The sequence below is a fragment of the Massilia jejuensis genome (assembly GCF_042656795.1).
GTDB lineage: Bacteria > Pseudomonadota > Gammaproteobacteria > Burkholderiales > Burkholderiaceae_D > Telluria > Telluria jejuensis.
Window position 1 is genome coordinate 98,423 of the sequence record NZ_JBHSMS010000015.1, and the last position, 23,373, is coordinate 121,795.

18 protein-coding genes are annotated in these 23,373 nt (G+C 61.4%); 3 read left to right on the forward strand and 15 right to left on the reverse strand.

Features of this window, described 5'->3' with window-relative positions; genetic code table 11:
* Positions 1-17 precede the first annotated feature (17 nt).
* Positions 18-461 (forward strand): YybH family protein, encoded by a 444-nt coding sequence (locus tag ACFPOU_RS04860; RefSeq protein ID WP_379717777.1) that lies wholly within the window; start codon positions 18-20, stop codon positions 459-461.
* Positions 462-659: 198 nt separating this feature from the next.
* Here ACFPOU_RS04860 and ACFPOU_RS04865 read toward each other — a convergent pair whose 3' ends face one another.
* The 9 genes from ACFPOU_RS04865 to merT form a co-directional block, all read right to left on the reverse strand.
* A complete protein-coding gene (locus tag ACFPOU_RS04865; protein ID WP_379717779.1) occupies positions 660-2,462 on the reverse strand; it encodes a 2Fe-2S iron-sulfur cluster-binding protein in 1,803 nt (600 codons plus the stop codon).
* On the reverse strand, positions 2,459-3,151 hold the full coding sequence (locus ACFPOU_RS04870; protein ID WP_379717781.1) for a PepSY domain-containing protein: 693 nt from the start codon (positions 3,149-3,151) through the stop codon (positions 2,459-2,461). The genes ACFPOU_RS04865 and ACFPOU_RS04870 overlap by 4 nt, the downstream gene beginning before the upstream one ends.
* A gap of 102 nt (positions 3,152-3,253) precedes the next feature.
* Positions 3,254-5,962: a TonB-dependent receptor gene (locus tag ACFPOU_RS04875; protein WP_379717783.1), complete on the reverse strand. Its 2,709-nt coding sequence runs from the start codon at positions 5,960-5,962 to the stop codon at positions 3,254-3,256.
* A 288-nt stretch (positions 5,963-6,250) separates the two neighbouring features.
* Positions 6,251-6,580 (reverse strand): four-helix bundle copper-binding protein, encoded by a 330-nt coding sequence (locus ACFPOU_RS04880; RefSeq protein WP_373889885.1) that lies wholly within the window; start codon positions 6,578-6,580, stop codon positions 6,251-6,253.
* Between the two features lie 85 nt (positions 6,581-6,665).
* On the reverse strand, positions 6,666-7,406 hold the full coding sequence (locus ACFPOU_RS04885; protein WP_379717786.1) for a copper resistance protein B: 741 nt from the start codon (positions 7,404-7,406) through the stop codon (positions 6,666-6,668).
* Positions 7,407-7,903: 497 nt separating this feature from the next.
* Positions 7,904-9,766: a copper resistance system multicopper oxidase gene (locus ACFPOU_RS04890; protein ID WP_379717788.1), complete on the reverse strand. Its 1,863-nt coding sequence runs from the start codon at positions 9,764-9,766 to the stop codon at positions 7,904-7,906.
* Between the two features lie 893 nt (positions 9,767-10,659).
* Positions 10,660-12,351 (reverse strand): mercury(II) reductase, encoded by a 1,692-nt coding sequence (gene merA, locus ACFPOU_RS04895; RefSeq protein ID WP_379717790.1) that lies wholly within the window; start codon positions 12,349-12,351, stop codon positions 10,660-10,662.
* Between the two features lie 57 nt (positions 12,352-12,408).
* Positions 12,409-12,681: a mercury resistance system periplasmic binding protein MerP gene (merP, locus tag ACFPOU_RS04900; protein ID WP_379717792.1), complete on the reverse strand. Its 273-nt coding sequence runs from the start codon at positions 12,679-12,681 to the stop codon at positions 12,409-12,411.
* A 15-nt stretch (positions 12,682-12,696) separates the two neighbouring features.
* Positions 12,697-13,047, reverse strand: coding sequence for a mercuric ion transporter MerT (gene merT / locus ACFPOU_RS04905; protein ID WP_379717794.1), 351 nt, complete (start codon positions 13,045-13,047; stop codon positions 12,697-12,699).
* A gap of 71 nt (positions 13,048-13,118) precedes the next feature.
* On the opposite strand from merT, the gene merR reads away from it, so the two are divergent.
* Complete coding sequence (gene merR / locus ACFPOU_RS04910; RefSeq protein WP_379717796.1) at positions 13,119-13,556, forward strand: Hg(II)-responsive transcriptional regulator; 438 nt, start codon at positions 13,119-13,121, stop codon at positions 13,554-13,556.
* A 244-nt stretch (positions 13,557-13,800) separates the two neighbouring features.
* Here merR and ACFPOU_RS04915 read toward each other — a convergent pair whose 3' ends face one another.
* The 6 genes from ACFPOU_RS04915 to ACFPOU_RS04940 form a co-directional block, all read right to left on the reverse strand.
* Complete coding sequence (locus ACFPOU_RS04915; RefSeq protein WP_379717798.1) at positions 13,801-14,223, reverse strand: copper-binding protein; 423 nt, start codon at positions 14,221-14,223, stop codon at positions 13,801-13,803.
* Between the two features lie 58 nt (positions 14,224-14,281).
* Positions 14,282-17,458, reverse strand: a complete 3,177-nt coding sequence (locus ACFPOU_RS04920) for an efflux RND transporter permease subunit (RefSeq protein WP_379717800.1) — start codon at positions 17,456-17,458, stop codon at positions 14,282-14,284.
* Positions 17,455-19,059, reverse strand: a complete 1,605-nt coding sequence (locus tag ACFPOU_RS04925; RefSeq protein ID WP_379717802.1) for an efflux RND transporter periplasmic adaptor subunit — start codon at positions 19,057-19,059, stop codon at positions 17,455-17,457. Before ACFPOU_RS04925 ends, ACFPOU_RS04920 begins: the two co-directional genes overlap by 4 nt.
* Entirely contained in the window at positions 19,056-20,402 is a 1,347-nt protein-coding gene (locus tag ACFPOU_RS04930) for a TolC family protein (RefSeq protein WP_379717804.1), read from the reverse strand. The genes ACFPOU_RS04925 and ACFPOU_RS04930 overlap by 4 nt, the downstream gene beginning before the upstream one ends.
* A 76-nt stretch (positions 20,403-20,478) precedes the next feature.
* Complete coding sequence (locus ACFPOU_RS04935) at positions 20,479-20,889, reverse strand: hypothetical protein (protein WP_379717806.1); 411 nt, start codon at positions 20,887-20,889, stop codon at positions 20,479-20,481.
* Between the two features lie 93 nt (positions 20,890-20,982).
* Entirely contained in the window at positions 20,983-22,140 is a 1,158-nt protein-coding gene (locus ACFPOU_RS04940) for an acyltransferase family protein (protein WP_379717808.1), read from the reverse strand.
* A gap of 627 nt (positions 22,141-22,767) precedes the next feature.
* On the opposite strand from ACFPOU_RS04940, the gene ACFPOU_RS04945 reads away from it, so the two are divergent.
* On the forward strand, positions 22,768-23,373 hold a 606-nt coding region (locus ACFPOU_RS04945; RefSeq protein WP_379717826.1), incomplete at its 3' end, for a DUF1643 domain-containing protein.

Consider the following 23,373-nt stretch of genomic DNA (forward strand, 5'->3'; position numbering starts at 1 on the left):
CCCTAAAAGGAATAACAATGAGATTGCAATTCACGGCAGGAGCTCTCCTCGCAGCAGCGCTGTTCGGATCCGCGGCTAGCAGCCTGGCGGCAACGCCGAAAGAAACCCTGGCCGCGTTCCATGCGGCCCTTTCCAGTGGTGACAAGGCAAAGGCAACCAGCCTGCTCGCACCTGAGATCACGATCTATGAATCTGGTTATGTGGAACGCTCGCGTGAAGAATATGCCGGCCACCACCTCGGTGGCGACATGGAATTCGCAAAGAGCGCGACCCGCAAGGTGTTGAAGCAGACCGAACGTATCGATGGCAAAACGGCGATCGTGTGGGAGGAAACCGAAACAACGGGAACCGCGCGTGGAAAGCCGGTCCACGCATTTGGAACCGAGACGGCAGTCCTCGAAAAGAATGGCGATAACTGGACGATCGTACACGTGCACTGGTCATCGCGGAAGGCAAAGTAATACCGCCTCTGGGAGACCGTAGTACTGAGGCGCGTAAGGGGTGTCACCCCTTACGCGTTTCACAAAATCTCGCCAGATCATTATCAATGAGTACGGGCCCTCTCATCAAAGTAACGTCGGTCCGCACGGTTCACTTGACGAAGCTTGTGCCGTTCTACTTGCGCGAAAGATTTCTCGAGGTTCTGAAGTTCCGAGCCATCAAATCTTAAAATCGTCGTACGCGACGTGCTCGTCTTGCACACCCAAATCGCGCAACATCGCGCGGGTAGCGGACAGCATCGCCGGCGGACCGCAGACATAGAACTCCAAGGACGTGACATCCGGGTGCGTCCGCAGCAGACCGTTCAGTACCGCTTCATGTGCGAATCCGACCCGAATGTCAGCTTCTTCGACTTCATCCGACAGCACCAAATGCCAGTGGAAGTTCGGATACTTCAACGCAAAGCCACGCATCTCGTCCACGTAAGGCGCATCGCGCCTGCTGCGTGCGCCATACCAGAAGTGAATTGGCTCCGTAGCGCCCTTCGCCAGCAACTCGTGGATCATCGCGCGCAGCGGCGCCATGCCTGCGCCGCCGCCGATGAACACCTTTTCGCGTGCTCCTGTCTTCAGGGCGAAATCACCAAACGGACCGCTGAATCGCAGCTCGTCGCCGACCTTCAGCGTGTACATGTAGCCGGATCCCCTGCCCGGCCTTGGGCCAGGTACGAAGCGGACCAGGAAAGTCAGTTGCCCGTCGCAGCGCTCGAGCGGCACTGCGACCGAATACGAACGGCGAACCGGCGCATCGTTCGCGAGCGCTGCCAGGGTGCCTGCGGTCCGCCAGTCCTCATGATGGTCCTCAGGAATCTCAAGATGGCTGGCATCGCGCTCGTACGCGGGAACATGCACTTGAACGTATGAGCCTGGACGACACGCTACAGGCTCGTTCGGGCGCACCGTTATCTCACGCAGGAAGGGCGACAAAGGTTTGACGCTGGTGACGACCCCTGTCCGTTCGTCGGCCAAGGCCGTGGCATCCCCGACGTCGATGTCGAGACTGCGCTTCACCGGCAGGTTGCAGGCCAGCCGGTAACCCGCCTCGAGTTTTGCGGGCGACAGCAGCGCGCGGTCGGCACTTGTCGGTGCCGGTACATTCCCCACGCACCGGACTTCGCACAGGCCACAGCTTTGCCCGCCGCCGCAATTCGACGGCAGTTGCAGGCCGGAGCGGGCAAGCGCCTGGAACACCGTGTCGCCCTGTACGGCATCGATCGAACGCTGCTGCGTCCCGCGACTGTCGACCAGGTTCACGGTACGGCTTCGACGCCAGCGGCTGGGGACGAACTCCGCCAGACGAACGCTGACAAACAGCAGCCAGATTCCCGTCAATGCCATCCACAAGCCGCTGATCGCGCTCGCGACTAGCAGGGGATTGTTGAAGTTGGTCCGCTCGCTGTAATCCATGATGTGGAGCATCCAGAACAGGTCGAACAGGCGCCAAGTACTGTTCCGATGTTCCAGCACGGCGCCCGACTTGCTCGACACATAGACCGACGTCTCGTCGGCATCATCGAAGTCGATGCGCCAGACGGGCTCCTTGTGCTTGCGGGTCTCCAGCGTATAGGAAAGAAGCCGCGGCGGGCTGGCTTTACCGGGACCGGAGTAAGAAGCCTGTGCGATCTTTGCGGCTAACTGCGCGTCGACCACGATGGCGGCTCCGTCGCCCGCGCTCACCAGCCAGCTGCGCTTGTCGTTTTGCAGCCGGTAGACAGGCTGGTCGAGCAGCCAGCCTGAACCGATGGTCATGATGCTTTCTTTTGTAGCGGCCAGCACCGCGTCCGTGCTCATGGCATCGCGCGGCCATGCCGGCGGCGCCGGCTGCTTGACACGAAACTCGCGTCCAGCCACTTTGTCTGCCTCGAGCAGGCTCATCATGACCCCGCTCGACATCCACAGCACGAACTGGATCGCCAGGATGAGTCCTACCCACTTGTGAAGTCGTCGCATCCAGTGGCTCATGCCGCCTTCCTCCGCTTGAAACTGTAGAAGAGCAGCCAGGCACCGCTCAGCGCGAACGCCAGCCCGGAGATCGAGGCGACACGCAGCAGCGTGTTGTTCACGTTTTCTCGCTCTTCGTAATCCATGATGTGGAACATCCACAGGAAATCGAACCACCTCCACAGCTCATGGCGCCGCGCGACGAGGTCGCCAGTGAAAGGCGAAAAGTACAGAGTCGTCTTTCCCGGCTCGTCGTAATGGACCGCCCACAGGGGCACCGGCCGTGCACCGACTTCCTGAGGTGCTTTGGTGACCCACTCGACGCCACGGATCGTGCCTTCGCCGACATAGGCCGCATCGGCAAGCGCGACGACGTCCTCCCGGCCGAGCGGGCTGAGCTTTTTGCCGTCAGCGGCGTCCACGAGGGTGGTCTGCTGGCCTTGTTTGATTTCGTAGGCTTCCTTACCAAGCAGGCTCTTCATGCGGAGGGAGGTAATGCCAGGGTAGAGCTCGTGCAGGCGTGTCTGCGTGATGCGGGTTGCCGACGGGTTGAGCCGTTCGGTGGGCACATGCGCCAGATGGTCGCCGTGGATGACCTCGAGGGGAACGACGACCATGTACAGACCACTGATCATCCAGAGCAGTGCCTGCACCCCAATGACAAGTCCGATCCATTTATGGGCGCGTCGCACCCAGAAGGCTAATTGCATAGTGTTCGTGTTTGAGTTGTGTTACCCGGCAGGGCAGACTGTCCACCGCGCGGCCGCCGCGCATTATGCACGCGCAGCGGCCTGCGTGGTGTCACCCAGTGCCTAGAACTTGTAGCCGAGGCGAACGTGCCAGCGGCGACCGAGCAGGTCGTAGGTCATCGTGTCGGTGTTTCCGTCGGTCCAGCTCTGGATATAAGGAGGACGTTTGTCGAACAGGTTGTCGATGCCAACCGACAGCGCAACCGCCTTGTTGAATGCATATTTGAGGCTAGCGTTGTGGTAGGCGATGCTCGGCGCGCGGGAGCCGATATCGCTCGGGGCAGCGTTGATGTCGTCAGCCTTGCCGATGTACTGGACCGTATAGGAACCGGACCATGGACCGCTGGACGTTGTCAGCGAGGCGGTCGACCTCCACTTGGCGTAGCTGCCGCGGCCGCCCGTGATTTTGCCGGCATATTCGATGACCTCTCCGCCTGGGAACGGCGTCACGTCGAACTCGCTGAGACGGGAGACATCGGCCGTGACCGACGACGACCACCCGAACAGGTTGAAGTCATACATGGCACCAAGGTCGATGCCCGCGACGCGCTGCTGCGCCGCGTTTTCGGGCTGGGACGACAGGAAGTTGATTTCACCCGTACGTGGATCGCGCGTAAAACTCTGCGGCCCGCAGAAGATGTGTGCCAGCCCCGGCGAGTTGTAGCAGACCGAGAGTTTGGTCGAGCCGGGGACCGTTTCGATCGCGTTGTTGATCTTGATGTTGAAATAGTCGAGCGTTAGCGTCAACGCCTTCGACGGCGTCCAGACGGCACCGACGGTGAACGTGTCCGCCTCTTCCGGTTTCAGGTTCTGGTTGCCGCCGCCCGTCGTCAGGATCGACGGGCCGAACTGCCTGAAGCCAGCGACCAGGCCGGACGCTTGGCAGTTCTTGTAGACCGCGGAGTTAGGGTCGAGCGTATTCCAGTTGTTGCATGGATCCGTCGTCGTCAGGTTACCCTCGGAGACACCACCGAACAGTTCAGGGACATTCGGCACGCGAAATGCGGTCGACCGGTTGGCGCGCATTTTCAACGTGGGGATTACCTGCCAGTCGAGGCCGAGCTTGTAGGTGGCCTGCGACCCGAACAGGCTGTAGTCCGAATACCGCGCTGCGGCGTTCAACGTCAGGGAATCGACCAGCGGCAGCTTGGCCAGCAAGGGGACGGCCAGCTCTGCGAAGACCTCGCGCGCGCTGTACTCGCCGGCGATCGCGTCCTGGGCAGGCGTGTTGGCGGCACCCGACACAATCAGGGCGTCCGGGTCACGCCATCCGCGCTCCTGGCGGTACTCGAAGCCGGATGCGAAACCCACCGGCCCAGCTGGCAAAGAGAACACCTCGCCACTGATGCTTGCATTGAAGCTCTTCTGGTCGTTCCCACCATGGTCGCGGGTCGTAAAGTGGATGTATTCGAGGACCGCCGGGCTGAGGTTGCCGTAGCCAAGATAGTTGCCGCACGGGGCTGCTGTTGGCCCCCTGCCGCAGGTTGCGGCGTTGAGCGTCGCATCGACACGATCGAGGTTGATGATGTTCGTCATCCCATCAACGCCGGTGTTCCGTCCCCAGTTGAGGGATGCCGACCAGTCCCATTTTTCCCCGATCTCACCCTTCAGTCCGGCGAGCACCCGGAAGGTGTTCGTCTCCTGGAAGAAGTAGCGCGGGCCGACTTCGGCCACGCGGCGCCGCTCGAGTGTCAGGTTCTGACCGGTCGGATTGGTGGGATGGCTTGCAGCGATTTCAATCGGCCGGTACACACCAATCGCGCCGGGCGTTGCAAGCTGCCTGGACTGGCGGTTGGTGAACATGAGCTCTGTGAACAGGTCGACCTTGTCGTTCAAGCGCACATTGCCGAAAGCGCTGGCGCCGACGCGCTTGATCGGGTTCACCGCGTTGAGGAACGGGTTGCTGTTATAGGCGTGCCTGGCCGCGCTGTAGGTCTCGAAACCGCGCGGATTGCCGCTCGGGTCCTGGTTGAAATTGACCCGGCGGCCATCCGCCAGCCGCGCGCGTCCGCCGATGGTGGACGAGCTGCCCGAGCACATCAGTTCGCCCTCGTCCTCGAACAGTGAGCAGGGCGCGCGCGAGGCCAGGTTGACCGCTTCGCTCTCGGAATAGTTCAGGGATGCCATCAGCGAACCGCGCTCGCTTTTGGTGCCCCAGACGATGTCCGCCGACTTCTCGGCGCCGTCGCCGCGCTCGGTCTTCCCGTAACGGACCGACGCTTCGACGCCGTCCATCGCCTTCTTGGTGATGATGTTGACGACGCCGGCCACTGCATCGGCGCCGTAGATGGCAGATGCGCCGTCCTTCAGCACCTCGATCCGTTCGATCATCGCGACGGGAATCATGTTCAGGTCAACCGAGCTGTTCGCGCCCGTTCCGCCCGACACGACGCGACGACCGTTCAGGAGCACCAGCGTGCGGTCGATTCCCAGGCCGCGCAGGTTCACCTGTGTCGTGCCGTAGCCGTTACTGGTCCAGTACGCACTGGTCTGGCTGCCCGCCGTGCCGGCGGATGAAGGAAGCCGCTGCAGAAGTGTTTCGATCGAGATTGCGCCGGAGCGCTGGATGGTGTCGGCATCGATCACGGTGACGGGACCGACCCCGGAGACTTGTTCTTGTCGCAGGTTGATACGGCTACCGGTGACCTGGACGCGCTGCATTCCTGTCGCTTCAGCGGTAGCGGCTGTGGCTGGCTGTTGTGCATATGCGCTCTGCTGCAGAACCATCAGTGCAAGCGCGGCAGTCGTTCTTGGGACGTACTTGTAAGCCATTTACCCTCCGGGTTTGTTTTTGTAGGAGCTACTCAACTGAAGCTGACACATTTCCGAGGCTTCGTGACCAAGCCGGAGCGGGAGACCCGACAGCCAACCTGTCTATACATATTGCCGCCTTTCCAATGTAGCCAGAAGTCTACACGTTGGCAATAAAAATGTGTTTTTACAACACTCGCCCATATAAGATTCTTTCGCGCGCAAAAAGGCCGACGCATATTCGCGCCATACATGAGTGTGGAGGCGCTCAGCGACTGCGCAGGACAGCAGCAGTCGCCTCGCTTCAACTCAAGCAGATGCCATTTGACGGCACTCGGCGGCACACTTGCGGCATGCCGCAGCGCATTCCTGGCAATGCTGCATCTGATGCTTGCCGCACTCTTCCGCACACAGGTCACAAAGCGAAGCGCATGCTTCGCAGACAAGCTTTGCCGCTTCGCTACCCCTCGCCATCATTGCCGCAGCCAACCGGCACAGCTGCGCGCAATCGATGTCCAGGGCGATACAGCGCGCCATCATCTTTACGTCATCCTCCTGCAGACACGCTGCCGCACACATGTCGCACGCGTTAGCGCAATCGTTGCAAGCTTCGATACAGCTCTCGTACTGTTGATGCATGATGCTCTCCTCAAAAGGGTTGGTTTCAGTGTCGCCCGCAGGACATCCCTTGCCCTGGGCTACTGACGCGTCACCCTATGTAGACTCAAAACCACAGGCGCAGACCAGCTACTGCCTGCGTTTGGCTACGTTGGCCGCCGCGTACGCGCGTGTAGTCGGCGGTTTCCCCGAACTGCCTGCCCCAGGTAACACCGATGTAAGGCGCAAATTTGCGGGTGATTTCGTACCGGAGTCGCAGTCCGAAGCTGAGATCCGAAAGACCTTTTCCAGTGCCCCGCTCGGGATCGGCCCGGCTGTACAGGTTTGCACCCAACTCTGGTTCGAGAATCACCCTGGAAGTGAACAAGATCTCGTACTTCATCGCAAAGCGCGCCGCAAACTCGCCTCCGGATCGCCAGTACGCTGTCGCCTCGGTCTCGAACCAGTACGGCGCGAGGCCTTGCACCCCGAAGGCGAGCCAATCCCTTCCGCTACCTTCGCCGGCGTCGTGCCGTATGCCCAGCTGGGTGCTCCAGAACGGCGCGAATGCGCGGTCCCAGAGGAGTTCGGTACGGGCCGCTTCAAGCGCCCCGCCGCGGCGCTCGCCTTCGAGCTTCACCCATGCCTTGTTGTAGTCGTTGCCGTACCACGCCTCGACCTCCAGGTTTTGACCGCGTTCGCCATCACCTTTCGCCACCTCAGCCTTGTCGACCAGCACTTTCCCGAACGGGGCGTTGTCGTGCATCTCGTGGTTGCCGAAATTGGCGTGGCGCGTCCCTTCGTTATAGGCGTTCGGATCGCGCGCATCTGGCGGGGGCTTACCCCCCTGCATTGGTCCCATCGTCATGCCATGTCCACCCATGGGCGCTGCGGGAGCCGCTTGAGCCGGTCGCCCAGCCTGGGCAGCGCCAGCGCCGTGCCCCATCGCCGAGTGATCCATCCCCGGCGTGTGGGCGGGGGCGGCACTGGGTTTGGCGACGGGCGCGGTCTGTGGCTGCGTGCCGTGGCCTGCGTGCCCAGTGTCGTGTGCCTGGGGTTCCGCTTTCTGGACTGGGGTTGTCGCCTGTGGTGCCGCCGCTGGGCTCCCGTGGCCGGCGTGAGCAGCTTCCCCAGTTTTTGTTGAACCCGGAGCAGCCGTTGTTTGCTGCGATGGCATTGCGTTCGAGGCAGGCGGCGCAGCGTGACCCATCTTCGAATGGTCCATCGTCGACATGTCGTGTCCACTGACGGGCTGGGGCGGCTGGGGTTGGTGTCCCGCTGGCGGCGCAGTCTGTGCCATTGCGCTCACTGACAGCGCACCAGCCAGGATCAGTGTGGGAGGCATTAATTTCATCGCAGGAGTCCTCATGATACGACCACCTCCCTGAACATGCCGGCTTCCATGTGGTACATCAGGTGGCAGTGAAAGGCCCAGTGGCCGCGTGCGTCGGCTGTGACGCGGTAGGTGATTCGTTGTGCGGGCTGCACGTTGATGGTATGTTTCCGCACCTGGAACTCCCCGTTTTCGGACTCCAGGTCGCTCCACATCCCATGCAAATGGATCGGGTGGTTCATCATGGTGTCGTTGACGAGAACGATGCGCAGCCGCTCGCCATACCGGAAATGGATGGGCAGGGCCTCGGAGAATTTCTGGCCGTCGAACGACCACATGAACCGCTCCATGTTGCCTGTCAGGTGAAGTTCGATCTCGCGTGTCGGCTCCCTCGGATCGACCGAGGCGCCGATCGTCCGCAAATCCGCATAGGTCAAAACGCGGCGGCCATTCCCGCGCAGGTTGACGCCAGGATCATCGAGGTTCGTGCGCGGCATATCGACGTGCATGTCGACGCCTGGTCCATATTCGGTGCGCGCATGGGTAACCTTGGGAGGCTGGACAGGCTTGGCCGGCGAGGACATTTGCGCGTGCGCGGCATGAGCGTCGGCCGGGGCAGCGGCTTGCTGTCCATGGCCCTGATGAGCCGAGGCGGCGGCGACTCTCCCAGCGGATGAAGAGCGCCCCGTCCCCTGTGCATCCGTCCCGTGCCCGCCGTGTCCACCACCGTGCATGCCGGACATGGCCATCGCACCCATCATGTCCGTCATGGTCAGCCACTGTGCTTCGTCCACGGCAGGAACGGGTGCCTGCATGCCTGCTCGTGGCGCAAGCGTCGCGCGCACGAATCCCGAACGGCCTATCGACTGGGCGAAAACCGTGTACGCCTTTTCCTCGCTCGGTTCGACGATGACGTCGTAGGTTTCCGCCACCGAGATGCGTATCTCGTCCACGCTGACCGGCTCCACATCCTGGCCGTCGGCAGAAACCACCGTCATCTTCAGGCCCGGGATACGTACGTCGAAGATGGTCGTCGCCGCGCCGTTGATGAGGCGCAGGCGGACCTTCTCGCCTGGGCGGAACAAGCCCGTCCAGTTCATCTCCGCCGTGGCGCCATTGATAAGGTATCGAAGCGCTCCGCTGATGTTCCTGCTCGCCGTCACGTCGCTGAAGTCGTTGGGCATCATCCGCATCTGGTTCCACATCTTGCGCTTGTCGACGGCGGCGGAAAAGCCCATCGTCTGGACGTCACGCACGAATTCGCCGAAGGTCGGCTGCTTGTTGTTGAAGAAGTCGCTCATCTTCTTCAGGTTCGCCAGCACACGCTCGGGCTTCTCGTCGGTCCAGTCCGAGAGCATCACCACGTAGTCACGGTCTGCCGGTATGCGCTCCCCTCCCTTCGGGATCACGACGATCGGACCGTACAAACCGGTCTGCTCCTGGAAGGCGGAGTGGCTGTGGTACCAGTAAGTGCCGCTCTGCTTGACGTCGAACCGGTACGTGAACGTCTGGCCAGGCTCGATGCCGGCGAAACTCAATCCCGGCACACCATCCATCTCGGCTGGAAGGAGGATGCCGTGCCAGTGGATCGAACTGACCGTGGGGAGCCGGTTGGTGACCCGAATGGTCACAGTATCGCCCTCGTTCCAGTAGAGCGTCGGGGCCGGAAGCTGGCCGTTGACCACGGTGGCAATGCGGTCGGCGCCGGTAAAGTTGACGGCTGCAGGCCGGATCTCCAGGTCGAAATTACTGCCGCGCAGGGCCCTGCGGTCCTCCGGGGCAGCGAACAGTGAACCCGGACTCAAGCCTGCGAGCCCGGCCACTGCACCAAGCCCTTGCAGGAAGCGGCGGCGCCACCTGCTGACGCCCCCTTCAGATACATCGACATACTTCATATGGACCTCCGATACGAATTGAAAGTTATGGCGCAGACAGGCTGCGCGGCGAGGTGCCAGGCCAATGTCCGTGCTCCCGGCACGTGCGCAGGCCGGGCTCGCGGCCGACGCGGCAGGCACCGGGCGCTGCTGTCGGAGCAAAGCCGCAGGAACGCGCGCGAGCCTGGACGCACGGGCGCGTAGCACAGGCTGAGCAGCAGGTTCAGGAAGCGTTCGCCGGCACTAGCCGCGGTGAGTTGTCACGCCGCGGTTGGCGTGAGAAGACGAGGTGGGCGTTCGATCCGGGCTGGGATATGCCCGGTAAAAGAGGATGGGGAGAATTGCTGAAGTCCGTTGGCCGGTTCTTCCATTGCGCTTAGAAGGGCCACCGGGGGCGGCGCGTATGCGCCAATGCTACAGCCCGCGCAGCTACCGCAACTGGACCGCTCATGCGCATCCTTGCTTGTGGACTCACAGTCGCCATCAGGTGAAGAAGCGCTCTGCGCCGCCGGGGCGACATGTTCGTGAGTGACCGCCTGACTGTCGGCGTCTGCGGCGGCTACCGCCAATGTAACATCCGACTCGGCACTGGGGACGACTGAAGCATGGTGAGACATGCCGCATGCAAACCTCGCCACTCCCGCAATGCCCTGCACTGGTAAGGAAACGATGAGTAGGCACAAGAAAAATGATCGTAGCCTGCTGCACATATGGTCAATGTAGCATGCTTGCGGCGAGAAGCGCACACACAAGAAAGCTGAAACGAACTTGATGCAGACACCCGGCTTTGTGCGGTGCTGCGCGAAGCGCCGCAGATTGTCCAGGTGTCGGCAAGATGATCCATGCGATGGACCACGGCCTCGTCCCCACCGTGCGCAAATGACGGCATGGCGGGCAGCCGCGACCGATAAACATTATCCGGCGCAGCAGGAAAGCTGCGTCACATCCTTGTTGAAGGTCTGCGCCGCCAGCTTCAAGCCCTCGACCATAGTCAGGTAGGGGAACAACTGATCGGCCAGTTCCTGCACTGTCATGCGGTTACGAATGGCCAGGGCCGCTGTCTGGATCAGTTCGCCTGCTTCTGGCGCAACGGCCTGAACGCCGAGCAAACGTCCATCATCGGCCGCAGCCACCAGCTTGATGAAGCCCCGTGTATCAAAGTTGGCGAGCGCACGCGGTACGTTGTCTAGTGTCAGCAACCGACTATCAGACTCGATGCCCTCATGGTGCGCCTGCGCTTCACTGTAGCCCACAGTCGCCACTTGCGGATCGGTGAACACTACGGCCGGCATTGCCCTCAAATCCAGGGCGCTATCTGCGCCCATCATGTTGATCGCGGCGCGGGTACCAGCAGCCGCCGCCACGTAAACGAGTTGCGGCTGATCAGTGCAGTCGCCGGCGGCGTAAATGTGGGGTGTACTGGTCCGCATACCCTCGTCAACGCGAATGGCCCCTTGCGCAGTAACGGTGACGCCAGCGGCATCCAGGGCCAGGCCGCGGGTGTTCGGTGCCCGGCCGGTGGCAATGAGCAGCTTGTCAGCGCGTAGTTCGCCGCGCGCGGTCGTCAGCACGAACTCACCACTTACATGGGCGACCTGCCGAGTCTGGGTGTGCTCCAGCACCTCAATGCCCTCAGCACGGAAAGCCGCTGTCAACGCCTCACCGATAGCCGGGTCTTCTTGAGAGAACAAGGTGCTGCGTGCAAAGACCGTCACTTTGCTGCCCAGCCGGGCGAAGGCTTGGGCCAGCTCCAGTGCCACCACCGACGAGCCGATCACGGCCAATCGCTGGGGAACCGCGTCACTGACTAAGGCCTCAGTGGAAGTCCAGTAAGGCGTGCCCTTCAATCCAGGGATCGGAGGGATCGCCGGGTTGGCACCGGTAGCGACCAGGCAGCGGTCAAATGTTACCTCACGCTCACCGCCATCCGGCAAGCGCACCGCCAGCGCGTGCTCACCTTTAAAACGAGCCTCGCCATGCAAGACGGTGATAGCTGGGTTACCTTCAAGAATGCTCTCGTATTTAGCATGTCGCAGTTCATCGACGCGCGCCTGCTGCTGGGCCAGCAGCTTATTACGGTCAATGGCTGGCATCGTGGCCCCGACACCGACGTCGAACGGGCTTTTCTGCCGGAGATGGGCGACGTGCGCGGCACGGATCATGATCTTGGATGGGACGCAGCCGATATTCACGCAGGTGCCGCCGATCGTGCCACGTTCGATGAGCGTGACCCGCGCGCCTTGCTCCACGGCTTTGAGCGAAGCGGCCATCGCGGCCGCACCGCTGCCGATGACGGCTATATTCAACCGCCGATCGCTGTCACCTCTGGCGCGGTTATCGGCGCTTCCCATCGATTTGCGCACGGTGTCCGGAAGTCCGGTCCGGTTGTTTGCCAGTAGCGCATCGGCAAGCGTCGCTTTGTAGCCGAGCCCGTCTACAGCGGCGATTAACGCTCCGGGTAAGGTGCCTGACTCAGTCGAAACTTCAGCCCTTCCCTCCGGGTAGGACACAAGCACCGCCCGCACGCCCGGTACGGTCTCCAGCGCTTCCTTGACATGCGCCGCGCAAGATCCGCAGGTCATGCCGGATATTTCTAGATAAGTCATGCAACCACTCCTGTTTCTTTATTCTCTCGCGAAGGACTCCCGGTCCACGCAGACTCACTACTTGACGTGGGATGGATAGCCCGCATCTCCAGTAGCCTTGGTGAGTTTCTGCACACTGGTCTTCGCGTCATCGAAGGTGACGACCGCTTCGCGCGGCTCGAAAGTCACGTCAACTTTGCTCACGCCGTCGACTTTGGAGAGTGCCTTCTTGATGGTGATGGGGCAGGTAGCGCAGTTCATGCCCGGTACGGCCAGCGTGACGGTTTGGGTTGCGGCCCAGGCAGGGGCAATAACGGTCGCGAAGACGAGAGTAGCTAGCAGTTTTTTCATGGAGAACTCCAGGGATCAATAGAAAAAGGGCATAACGTAAGGAAATCCGAGCGCGACCAGAACGAGACCACCCACAACCCAGAAAATCAGCTTATAGGTAGCTCGCACTTGGGGTGTCGCGCAAACGTCCCCAGGTGCGCAGGCTTGTTCTGGGCGATAAATGCGCCGCCACGCAACGAACAATGCTAGCAACGCCAGACTGATGAAGAGCGGCCGATAAGGGTCCAGCAATGTAAGGTTGCCGATCCAGGCGCCGCTGAATCCCAAGGTAACCAGGAGCAACGGTCCCAGGCAGCAGGCTGAGGCGAGGATCGCAGCTAATCCTCCGGCGAAGAGCGCTCCACGCCCGTTTGCTGGTTCAGACATGCGCTTTTCCTTTCGAATCTGAATTGAATAGCGTAACCTTACTTCCGTAGTCAGGTACGGAGTCAAGCGATATGGAAAGCAAATTGGAAGATCTGACGATCGGCGCATTTGCCAAGGCAGCCGGGGTCAACGTGGAGACCATACGGTTCTATCAACGCAAGGGACTGTTGCGAGAGCCTGACAAGCCTTATGGGGGAATCCGCCGCTACGGTGAGGCAGATGTAACACGTGTGCGATTCATTAAATCAGCCCAGAGGCTGGGTTTCAGCCTGGACGAGGTTGCGGAGCTGTTGCATCTGGAAGATGGCGCGCATTGCGACGAAGCCAGCAGTCTTGCGCAGCGCAAGCTGTCAGACGTGCGCGAGAAAATGGGGGACCTGGCACGTATGGAGGCAGTCCTGTCTGAATTGGTGTGCGCCTGCCGTGCGAGAGTCGGAAGCGTTTCCTGCCCGCTGATCGGGTCACTGCAAAATGGGGAAATCGCCGCGGCGTGCGATGGGGAGCAGTAATGTAGTGTTCAAGACGCCTCCCTTTAGCGCCCGATCCTTCCCGCTTTCCTGATTCCCATGCGCTGACGAAGGCGCCGCTAACGGTCACCTGGCTCTGGCTGCGACAAGCCTTTCTGAAGAGGTAGTGATCAGCATTCTAATCATTCAGCGTCAGCACAATGACACGCCAGGGCCGCGACCGCGGCTGCCCTGGCGTGTCACTGCGCTGGATGACTTGGTACGAGCATGAACGCCCGTACGCGCGTTATTTGACAGATGAGATGATGTAATTCGACCCTTGCTGGGTGAACTCCACGTCAACCTTCTTGCCGACGACCAACTTTTCGAGCAATGACTTGTCCTTGACGCCGAAACTCATCGTCATTGGCGGCCAGTTGAGGGTTTTTACCTGATCGTGTGCAAGCGTCACTTTGCCGTTGGCCTGATCCAGCGCCTTCACTACGCCTGACGTTTTATGCACCATCCCTTTTTGGGGCGTACCCTGGGCGCTATCGGACGTTTTCTCCTTCATCATGTCCTGACATGCCGACATATCCATGCCCTTCATATCTTTCATGTCCATGCAGCCTTGTTTCATATCCATACCCTTCATATCGCCAGCTTGGCCGAAGGCAGCGCCGGAAATGGTCAATGCAGCGATCAGGGACAGTGGGGCAAAACGTTTCATGAGATTCTCCTCAAGGTGGGTAAAGTAGAGTTTTTCATCCGCGACCGGACAACATCATTCATGTGCTTTCATAACTGATCTCGTTGCGTGCGGGTTTCGGGATATCCTCTTGTCGCAGCTCCCGACGGCGCATCAACATATAAACGACCGGAACCACAAACATCGACAGCAATGGCGCGGACAGCATCCCGCCAACCATTGGCGCCGCAATACGCTGCATGATTTCGGAACCGGTGCCATGGGCGATCATGATGGGCACCAGACCTGCGATGATTACCGCGACGGTCATGGCCTTCGGCCTCACGCGTTGAACCGCCCCCTCTCGAATGGCATCCAACAGATCGGCTTCGGATGACTTTCCGGCAGCCAGGCGGGCTTCCCAGGCATGCTTCAGGTAGAGCAGCATGATCACGCCGAATTCGGCCGCTACGCCGGCAAGTGCAATGAAGCCGACCGCACTGGCAACCGAAAGGTGGTGTCGGAGCATCCAGAGAAGCCAGATACCGCCGGCCAGTGCGAACGGCAAGGTGGCCATGATCAGGATCGCCTCGTCAAAGCGCTTGAATGTCAGGTAGAGGAGGATGAAGATCACCAGGAGCGTCGCCGGCACCACAATCTTGAGCTTCGCACTGGCGCGTTCCAGGTATTCAAACTGACCTGACCAGGAAATCGAGTAACCCGGTTGCAGCTTGACCTCCTTCACGACAGCTTGCTGCATGTCGCGTACCACCGAGTTCATGTCGCGTCCCCGGATGTCGACGTACACCCACCCGGACAGGCGTGCGTTTTCACTCCTGAGCATGGGTGGGCCCTCATTGATGCGGATCTCTGCCACATCACCCAGGCGAATCTGTGCCCCGCGTGGCGTCAGGACGGGCAATTGCCGCAGGTTTTCGATTGAATCACGGATTTCGCGCGGATAGCGGACGTTGATCGGGAAGCGCTGCAGGCCTTCGACAGTCTCGCCGATGTTGTCGCCCCCAATTGCTGCCGACACGACGCTCTGCACGTCGGCGATATTCAGGCCGTACCGGGCTGCCTGGTCGCGGTTGATGTTGACGTCGACATAGCGTCCTCCGTTGAGACGTTCAGCGAGTGCCGACGACACGCCGGGCACCGTCTTGACGATCCGTTCGATTTCTCCGGCAACGCGATCGATCTCCTGCAGGCTGGTACCGGCTACCTTGACGCCGACCGGACTCTTGATGCCGGTGGCCAGCATATCGATGCGATTTCGGATGGGTGGCACCCAGATGTTGGAGAGTCCGGGTACCTTGACCACGCGGTCGAGTTCCTCGACCAGCTTATCCGTGGTCATTCCCGGCCGCCATTGATCCCTGGGCTTGAACTGGATCGTGGTCTCGAACATCTCCAGTGGCGCAGGATCGGTTGCCGTCTCGGCCCGTCCCGCTTTCCCAAACACGCTTTGCACTTCGGGCACGGTTTTTATCAGGCGGTCGGTTTGCTGCAGCAGTTGCGACACCTTGCCCGCCGATAGCCCTGGTAGCGCCGAAGGCATGTACAGAAGGTCGCCTTCATCAAGAGGCGGCATGAACTCTGCGCCGAGCCGGGTCATCGGCCAGATAGTGACGGCGGCAATCACAGCGGCAGCGACCAGCGTCGCCTTGGGAAAGCGCAGCACGCCATCGAGCAAGGGCCGATAGACGGCGATCAGGAAGCGATTCAGGGGATTCTTGTGTTCTTCGGGAATACGCCCGCGGATCAGGTAACCCATCAATACCGGAATCAAGGTCACGGCCAGTCCTGCAGCCGCTGCCATGGAGTAGGTCTTGGTGAACGCGAGCGGCGAGAACAGGCGTCCTTCCTGCGCCTCCAATGTGAATACCGGAATAAACGACAGCACGATGATCAGCAGCGAGAAGAACAGCGCTGGGCCGACTTCCGCTGCGGCGTCTCCAATAACCCGCCAGCGAGCCTCCCCTTCCAGCTTCGCTCCTGGATGGGCGTGATTCCATGCTTCGATATGCTTGTGCGCGTTCTCGATCATGACCACGGCGGCGTCCACCATCGCCCCGACCGCAATCGCGATACCGCCCAGCGACATGATGTTCGCGTTCACCCCTTGGTAGTGCATGACGATAAAGGCGACCAGAATACCGATCGGCAATGTGACAATCGCGACCAGCGCCGAGCGCAGATGGAACAGGAAGATTGCGCACACAATCGCAACGACAACAAATTCCTCGACCAGCTTGTCGCGCAGATTGTCTACGGCCCGTCTGATTAAGTGCGATCGGTCGTAAGTGGGAACGATTTCCACTCCAGGGGGCAGACCTGGCTTGAGGGCCGCCAGTTTGGCTTTCACCGCATCGATGGTTTCCAGTGCATTTTTCCCTGAGCGCATGACGATGATGCCGCCTGCAACCTCGCCTTCGCCGTTGAGCTCGGAGATGCCGCGTCGCATTTCCGGACCCAGCTGGATTCGCGCGACGTCACCGAGCCGGACAGGAATACCGGCCTCTGAGGTCATCAGGGGAATCTTGCGGAAGTCGTCGAGCGACTGCAGGTAACCACTCGACCGTACCATATATTCGGCTTCGCCCAGCTCGAGTACCGAACCACCGGCTTCCTGGTTGGCCTTCTGCACCGCCTCGATGACCATGTTATGCGCGATGTTATAGGCCCGCAGCTTGGCAGGATCGAGCACGATCTGATATTGCCGCACCATGCCACCCAGGCTTGCGACCTCCGACACGTTAGGCACGGTCTTCAATTCGTACTTGAGGAACCAGTCCTGGAGCGCACGGAGCTGCGAGAGGTCCATCTTGCCGCTCCGGTCGACCAGCGCATATTCATAGACCCATCCGACGCCGCTCGCGTCCGGTCCGAGTGCGGGCTTCGCTTGCGTCGGGAGCCGCGACTGGACCTGGTTCAGGTATTCCAGCACGCGCGAACGTGCCCAGTACGGATCGGTCCCGTCCTCGAACAGAATGTAGACGAAGGAGTCGCCGAAGAACGAATAACCGCGCACGGTCTTCGCCCCGGGAACCGACAGCATGGTGGTCGTCAGTGGATAGGTGACCTGGTTCTCGACGATCTGCGGCGCCTGGCCGGGCCAGGTCGTGCGGATGATGACCTGCACGTCGGACAGGTCGGGAAGCGCGTCGAGCGGCGTGCGCTGGAGGGACCAGGCGCCCCATGCGGTCATGCCTGCCGTGGCCAGGAGCACGAGGAAACGATTGGCGATCGACCAGCGGATCAGTCGGGCGATCATTTCCGGCCTTTCTGCTCCCCGGGCGTCCGGGTGATATTGATGATCTCGTACTCGCCTTCACCGCTTTGCCGGAACTCGAACGTTACCGAGTCTCCGACAGCGAACTCGCCCGGCAATCCGCCGGCGGGCAGCTTGAAGCCCATCGTCATCGGTGGCCATTGCAGGCTTGGAACCGGCCCGTGCGAGAGTACGATTTCGTCCTTGTCGATGCTCTCGACCTTGCCTTCGCCGCGATGGTGTCCGGCCCCCGTATCCGCACCCGTGCCCGCACCCGTATCGGCCAGTTGGGGTCGCACGCCCTGCGGGGCCTGCGAGACTTGATCAGCTTTCGGGGGCTCGGCCAGGCGAGTCGCGGTTCCGCGCAGGCTTGCTTCCGAATCGATCAGGAACTGGCCTGAGACCACCACTTTTTGTCCTGCCTCGAGCCCACGGCGGATCTCGGTCTTGCCATCGCCCTCGCTGCCAGGTTCGACCTCCACCGGCGTGAACTTGCCCTCTCCAAGCGCCACCATCACGACGCTGCGCTGTCCCGTCTGGATGACTGCTTCGGTCGGTACCAGCAGCGTGTCCGTGCCCGCGGCCGGCGCGAAGCGCACGGTCGCGAACATGCCCGGCACGAGCCGCTGCCCTGGATTCTCCAGTTCGACTCGCGCGCGCAGGGTTCGGGTTGCCGGATCGACTTCCGGCAGGATCGCGCTGACCCGGCCTTTCAGCACGGTGCCGGGCGAGGATGGGGTGCGCGCCTCCACGATGCTGCCGGGGCGTACCTGCGCCGCGGCCGCTTCCGGCACTTCCGCGTTGACCCAGACGGTGCCCAGTCCGTTGATCCGAAACATCGGTGCGCCGACGGCAACCGTCGTTCCCTCGCGTACCGACAGCTCGGACACGACGCCGCCGATCGGGGCGTTGATCGTCACCCGCGGCTGCACCTTCCCGCCGGCGTCGACAGCCCGAATCTGGGCGTCGGTCATGCCTGCAAGGCGCATGCGCTGCCTGGCGCCATCCAACAGGCCATCAAGGCCGTTCCCGGGCATGCGCTTCACCGCCAGGAATTCCTCTTGCGCCGCGACCCAGTCCGGCACATACACTGCCGCCAGCGGCTGGCCCTTTTTTACAGGGTCGAGCGGCGCCCGCACGAACAGCCGCTCGACGAAGCCGGCGCTGCGCGCCTGCACCAGCGCGACGTCGCGCTCGTTCCAGGCGACGGTGCCGACGGCTTCGACGCCCATGGCCAGCTTGCCCCGCGTGACTTCGGCGGTGCGGATCCCGAGATTCTGTTCCACCACCGGACTGATCGAGACCTTGGCCTCGTCCGCAGGCGCATCGGCGTACACGGGAACGAGCTGCATGTCCATGAAAGGCGACTTGCCTGGCTTGTCGAATTTCTGCCCTGGCACCATCGGGTCATGCCAGTAAAGCACCTTCCTTCCGGTCGCCGGATCGAGCGCGCCGCCCGTACTGCCCGCACCTGCGTGCGCAGCCGGCGCTGCGCCGGCTGCGGCTTCCATTCCCTTGTTCATTCCGAGGCGATAGACGCTATATCCCCCAGCCCCGACGACGAGCACCGCCAGCAGGGCAATCGCCATGGTTTTCCAGTTCATTGCTGCCTCCCGTCGGTACCCGGGTTCGCATTGTGTTGTCTGCCCGCAGGGACCAGGAACCGGAGCTGCGCCCAGAGACGGCCAGTGTCCGCTTCCAGCTGCAGCACTTGCAAGCGCGCATCGAGTTCGCTGCGCCGCGCCGCGAGCACGTCGGCGAGCGACGTCTTGCCTCCGCGGTATTGCGCGACAGCTGAAGTGGTCCGTGAGCGTGCCAGCGGAAGCAGGTCCTGCTCCAGTCGCGTCTGGCGCTCCCGGTTGCTCTGCCACTCATTGAGCATGGCCCCCACTTCGGCTACGTGCGCCCGCAGCGCATCCTCGCTTTCGGCCTTCGCCTGCTCGAGCTGTGCCAGCCGTGCCGATACTTCCCTGTCCTGCCGGTTACCTTGATTCCATTGCAAGGGAACGGACACACCGACAGACAGCATGTTCGAGTACGCGTGTCCGCGCTGCTGGAATGCGACTTCGACGCTCCAGTCTGGCTTTTTGTCGGCCCGTGCCAGCGCCGCTTCGGTTGCAGCGATGTCTTCCTGCTTGCGCAGGACGGCGATCTCGGGATGATGGCCAAGCTGGGTTTCCAGCGTCCTCAGCTCGAGCGGAACGGCGTCAAGCACCGGCTTGCCTGCGAGGGGGAGCTGCGCCGCCTCGCCGATCCAGCGCGCGAGCGCCAGTTTGGCGTTGGCGACGCGCCGTCCCAGCTCGCGGGCGCGATCAGCCAGGGCAACCGCTTCGCCGCGGACGCTGAAGACGTCGGCTTGTGCGCCGCGTCCGCCACGGTATGCAGCCTCGGCCGCGGCGACCTCCTGGCCCGCCTGCTGTTCCTGTTCGGCGACCAGCCCTGCCATCGCCTCAGCGTAATATCGTTCCAGCCAGGCCACCGCCGTGTCGCGCTCGATCGCGGCGGCGGCCGCAGTCTTTTCCGCCGATGTCTTGTCGGCTTCGCGCTCAAAGCGCTCTGCGCGCAAGCGCCGCTTGTCGGCGCGCGTCAGGTCTTGCATGAGGCCGATGCGACGCTGGGTCATGAAATCGCGCGTCGTGCTGAAGCGGTCCGGTCCTTCGACCGGTACGTTGTCGACGCCAAGCTTCAGGATGGGGTCGGGCAATCGCCCGGCAGCGACGGCCTGTTCTCGCGACGCATGAACGGCATAGTCCTTGGCGGCAAGAAGACGGGAACGTTCTACCGCGCGGAGCTGCGCCTCCTGCAGTGTCAGCGGACTGTTGGCCGCGCCGGCGCCGCCGCACAATGCGGCGCTCAATGTGGCGACAAATGAGGTGAGTACGAGCCGTGCGCCGTGTCGACAGGCGCGATGACGCGCCAGCACGGGCGCGGTGTATGGGATAAACATGGAACCTCCAAGGATGCAACGCACAACATCGCCAGTGCGCGCGGCACAGCGACGACAGACTTGGCAAGCAGGAGGATCAGATACGGAAACAGCAGTGGCGGATCGCCAGGGGCGGTGACGTTGTTCGCGTCAGGAAAGGAGGATTAGCGGAGGTGGAGTCTGGTCGGTAAGCGACGTCCAGCGGTAGCAGCGGCAACCCGAAGCCGACGGCCAGGAACGGTTGCAGTGGCGGCACTCCAGGCTTGTCGAGCGATTGGCTGTCGGCCTGGTGGTAGGCGTCACAAAGGCTGGGCTGCACCGGGTCCATCTCGTGGCAGGCCGGCATCTCGTCTGGCGGCGCGTAGGCCGACATGTGCGCGACTTCGCTTTCATGCTGCACGCTCAGCGCCGGGCAGGCGTATGCCGCCACAGCAAGCTGCATGAACAGGATGCTGAAAAGGGTGATCGTCGCAGCGAATAGCCGCGATGGACGAGAGAGGTGCTTCATGATTAGGTGGGATGCTACAAGTGGCGTCCGTTGTTGTCAACGACGCCACTTGTCCTGCAGTTCCCTGCCCTGGCTATGCGGCGGCGCCGGAAATCAAACCCGGACGGCGCCGCTCCGGAATCGTAACGTCGTCTTCAGCCATTCCCGGACCTGATAGGTCCTGGCTTCAAACGGCAGGTGAAACAGGAAGGCGCCGACGACGAGCCCAACATACAGGAGCAGATACACCAACAAATGCAGCGGCCGGTGAGGATCGAGCTTGGCGTTGCCAAGGACGGGCGCTGCAAGGTGCAGCATCGCTCCCATCAGTGGAATGTGCAGGACATACAGCGTAAACGAGAACTCCGAAAAGAATCGCCCGACGCGGTTGACCCATTCGTTAGCTCGCGTACGTGCCCACGTGACTTGCATGCTCGACAGAAACAGCACGAAGACCATGCTGAATAACAGGTACTGGACAAAGCTGTCCACACTGATGTCGCTCTTCCCTTTCAGGCGGATAGCGGCAGCCGCGCCGATGAGTCCAAGAAATAAGGTCCAGCGCAGGAACGGGCCACATTCGATCCGCACGCGTGAGAATGCTACACCCAGCAGCCAGATCGAAAAGTACAGCAGGATTGCGCTGTTCAGCAGTTGTACGATAGCGGCAACCGTCAACAGGATCAGGACCCGGCGCCACGTGGACCGGGTACGGAATAGCATGACGAGTAGAGGAAACAGCACGTAATACCAAGTCTCGTTCGCTAGGCTCCATAACGGAAAATTACCGCCAAACTCTGGCACGAGAATGTTTTGCAGTCCAACCAGATTGCCAACAAGAGCAGTTGCCGAGTACGCATTGTCCGGTGCGAATGACAGACGCGACGGATTGAGCGCGGCCGTCGCCAAGCCGAACAACAAAATCGCGCCAAAGGTCGGCATCAGCACGATCCACAACCGGGTTACCCGGTCGATTGTGTAATTTCTGATAACGCCGTCGGTGCCAATGCGGTTGAGAAGACTGCCTCCGACAAGCCAGCCGCTGAGCACGAAAAAAACGATCACCGCAAGGTAGGCAAACCCGGCTACAAAAGCAAGCCCCTGAAACGGCAGTGATGGGTTCTGAACGGTGTCGAAGCCAGGGTAGACTTGGGCACGCAGATGCGCGGCCGCAACGATTAGCGCCGCTAAACCTCGCAGCAGCGAGATAAGCATGGAATGCCACTGGTCTTCAGACAAATTGGATCGTTGAAGCAACGCAATCTTTGTCATGATGGGCTCTGGAAAAGGTCGATATTGACCGATCCTAGGCCACGCCCGAGCTTGGCCATCTGATAACAAACAAGCACGCAAGATGCTTGCAATCAGGACATTGGGGCATACGCGGCAGCAGCCGTGTTGAATTCTCCTGCTCACACTGCCTTACTACTTTAGACTAGCCAGTGGGCCTCTGGCACCTCCTGCCTGCCCAAAACACCATCGTTGCTCTACCATATGCCGCGGCGCCCCCTCGGGCGGTCGCCTTACCTGCGGGAATTAACTCGGTTCACTTCGGCACCTCCCACTCGACATTGCCGACGGACTTCCCCTCCTCCTCGTCGTCATCGTCGTACTAGGTGGCGAAGACGGACCAGGAACTGCCGTCTTCGCTGCGAACAAGACCGCAGATTCCAATATGGTCTTTGACATCGACACCCTGCTTTCGTGGATTGCATTGTTCGACCAAACGTAGGGAGTTTTGTCACAAACACCGCGGTCGCGCAATTCGATGGGCACCACCATGCAGCCTGCGCCGTGAACTGTATGCGTACAATGGCATGGCCGCCCTGTTTGCAGAGAGCGAAAGAACGATCACCTGGGGGAGCTGACTCGATGGATACCTAACACGAACGCGCGACCATCTTTTCGCCGTGCCGCACCTACCGCTATGCGCTATGGCGCGACTTCGGCGACCTGGCAGGAGAAGGCTACGCCATGTTCATCGGTCTCAATCCGAGTACTGCAGACGAGGTTACCGACGATCCGACCATCCGCCGCTGCATCGCTTTCGCCAAATCATGGGGTTACGGCGCACTTTGTATGACCAACCTGTTCGGCTTCAGGGCCACGGATCCGGTCAACATGAAGGCAGCCACCGACCCGGTCGGCCCGGAGAACGACTATCACCTGCAGCGCCTGGCGCGCGGTGCCGGCATTGTCGTGGCCGCGTGGGGTGTCCATGGGGCGCACCGGCAGCGGGATACGGCCGTGCGGTCGATGATGCCCAAGCTGCACTGCTTGAGAAAAACCGGGGATGGCCATCCTGGACATCCGCTGTATCTTCCCAATATCTCACTCCGATTCCGCTCTAACACAGGCACGCCTGGTGGCCTGGCGAAAACCCAGACTCCACTCGGCGCGATCATCCTACCTAAAAACGTAACTAACGAACCTGTAACGCAACGTCCCTCCCTCCGGAGAGACCGCGACTCCACACACGCCAACTCCGCAAACCCAAGCGACCAG

Coding starts and splice junctions, on each gene's coding strand:
- ACFPOU_RS04860 (WP_379717777.1), top strand. CDS start 18: ATGAGATTGCAATTCACGGCAGGAGCTCTCCTCGCAGCAGCGCTGTTC.
- ACFPOU_RS04865 (WP_379717779.1), bottom strand. CDS start 2,462: ATGAGCCACTGGATGCGACGACTTCACAAGTGGGTAGGACTCATCCTG.
- ACFPOU_RS04870 (WP_379717781.1), bottom strand. CDS start 3,151: ATGCAATTAGCCTTCTGGGTGCGACGCGCCCATAAATGGATCGGACTT.
- ACFPOU_RS04875 (WP_379717783.1), bottom strand. CDS start 5,962: ATGGCTTACAAGTACGTCCCAAGAACGACTGCCGCGCTTGCACTGATG.
- ACFPOU_RS04880 (WP_373889885.1), bottom strand. CDS start 6,580: ATGCATCAACAGTACGAGAGCTGTATCGAAGCTTGCAACGATTGCGCT.
- ACFPOU_RS04885 (WP_379717786.1), bottom strand. CDS start 7,406: ATGACGATGGGACCAATGCAGGGGGGTAAGCCCCCGCCAGATGCGCGC.
- ACFPOU_RS04890 (WP_379717788.1), bottom strand. CDS start 9,766: ATGAAGTATGTCGATGTATCTGAAGGGGGCGTCAGCAGGTGGCGCCGC.
- merA (WP_379717790.1), bottom strand. CDS start 12,351: ATGACTTATCTAGAAATATCCGGCATGACCTGCGGATCTTGCGCGGCG.
- merP (WP_379717792.1), bottom strand. CDS start 12,681: ATGAAAAAACTGCTAGCTACTCTCGTCTTCGCGACCGTTATTGCCCCT.
- merT (WP_379717794.1), bottom strand. CDS start 13,047: ATGTCTGAACCAGCAAACGGGCGTGGAGCGCTCTTCGCCGGAGGATTA.
- merR (WP_379717796.1), top strand. CDS start 13,119: ATGGAAAGCAAATTGGAAGATCTGACGATCGGCGCATTTGCCAAGGCA.
- ACFPOU_RS04915 (WP_379717798.1), bottom strand. CDS start 14,223: ATGAAACGTTTTGCCCCACTGTCCCTGATCGCTGCATTGACCATTTCC.
- ACFPOU_RS04920 (WP_379717800.1), bottom strand. CDS start 17,458: ATGATCGCCCGACTGATCCGCTGGTCGATCGCCAATCGTTTCCTCGTG.
- ACFPOU_RS04925 (WP_379717802.1), bottom strand. CDS start 19,059: ATGAACTGGAAAACCATGGCGATTGCCCTGCTGGCGGTGCTCGTCGTC.
- ACFPOU_RS04930 (WP_379717804.1), bottom strand. CDS start 20,402: ATGTTTATCCCATACACCGCGCCCGTGCTGGCGCGTCATCGCGCCTGT.
- ACFPOU_RS04935 (WP_379717806.1), bottom strand. CDS start 20,889: ATGAAGCACCTCTCTCGTCCATCGCGGCTATTCGCTGCGACGATCACC.
- ACFPOU_RS04940 (WP_379717808.1), bottom strand. CDS start 22,140: ATGACAAAGATTGCGTTGCTTCAACGATCCAATTTGTCTGAAGACCAG.